The sequence below is a fragment of the Fictibacillus enclensis genome (genome assembly GCF_001457035.1).
Lineage (GTDB): Bacteria > Bacillota > Bacilli > Bacillales > Fictibacillaceae > Fictibacillus_C > Fictibacillus_C enclensis.
Window position 1 is genome coordinate 989,432 of record NZ_KQ758618.1, and the last position, 1,458, is coordinate 990,889.

The 1,458-nt window shown below is 43.7% G+C and carries 2 protein-coding genes; both read left to right on the plus strand.

Annotation, left to right across the window (positions count from 1 at the left end; all coding sequences use genetic code 11):
• On the plus strand, positions 1–298 hold a 298-nt coding region (locus AS030_RS15330; protein WP_162264556.1), incomplete at its 5' end, for a hypothetical protein.
• A 681-nt stretch (positions 299–979) separates the two neighbouring features.
• On the plus strand, positions 980–1,458 hold a 479-nt coding region (locus AS030_RS15335; RefSeq protein ID WP_141687094.1), incomplete at its 3' end, for an aldo/keto reductase.

Sequence of the window (1,458 nt, forward strand, 5' to 3'; positions counted from 1 at the left end):
CCCTGTTGACCAGGTGTCCAGTGTACTGGATGAGTGTGTGGTCCCTGTTGACCAGGTGTCCAGTGTACTGGATGAATGTGCTGCCCATGTTGTCCAGGTGCCCAATGTGCCGGGTGGGTGTGAGGGTGATGTACATGGTGTCCATGTGGCCAATGGATATGGTGGGGATGATGTCCATGCGACCATTGAGCGTGCTGGTTTTGTGGCATGTGATGCTGGCTGCTGCTATGATCACTATGTTGTTGTTGAACCATCACTCCTCCTGGAATCCATGAGCCAGGCTGCTGGTGTCGATTAACCAATAAAAAAACCTCCCTTCATAAATCGAATAAGACTTCTTTATCAGTTTATAAACGTATAGTAAAACTGTTCTGGTGATACTGCCTAAATCATATGTAAATATCAGAGCTATAACAGGAACCTATGCAGGGGGTAAAGCGCCCGAAGGGTTCTCTCTTAGTGGAATAGCACTGGACTTAGAATGATAGTGTTATAAGCGCGGCGAAAAGGAATGAGAATTTACCGTAACAGGTTAAGCTGACGAACTTCTGAATGTACGGGTCTATACCTGCGATACATAGAAATGTGTATATCAACAATTGTGAGGTTAGATGTGGGCAAGTAAAAATAACTAATATGAAAATCCATGATACGTTACCGGCGTATGAATGCTAACAGGCTTACAGGAAGCACCTAAGTTCATTCTATAATAGATATAATTCAACGTTGTAAGCTGATAACGTGGAGGGCTTACTCCCAAAGCAGCGTTGGCAAGGAAAGCAATAATGACATTAGTTATTGTATAACTTGTCTTTATATCAGTGAAAGTAGGGATACAGTACCAATGAAAGGTCTAATCAGCCTGGAGGGATAGCCACGGCTAATGAAGAAACATCATTCGATATGCCGTTTGGAGCGGGATTTCAGAACGAAATTGGTTACAGATTGTCATTGAGACTGCCGAGGGGGAAATGTGTCTATGAAAAAACGAGCACTTGGTCATAACGGTCCACTGGTTTCTGAGATTGGTCTCGGTTGTATGGGGATGTCATGGCTATATGGTAATGCTGAACGAAGCGAAAGCATTGCAACAATCCACGCAGCACTTGAGGAAGGCATTACACTCTTTGATACAGGGGATTTCTATGGCGATGGACACAATGAATTACTTCTACGTGAAGCATTCCAAGGAATCCAACGGGAAAATGTGTTCATTTCAGTAAAATTCGATGGCAAGCTACACTCTCAGGGCAAGAGTCATCCAAAGAGTGATAACCACCCTAATACAGTAAAGAATTTCCTTGAGGATACCCTACTGCGCCTAGGTGTTGAATACATCGATCTTTATCAACCTGGCACAGCCTGCATCGATCCAAGCGTTCCAATTGAAGAAACGGTTGGTGCAATTGCCGATATGGTAAAGAAGGGATATGTGCGTTACATTGGTCTTTCTGAAGT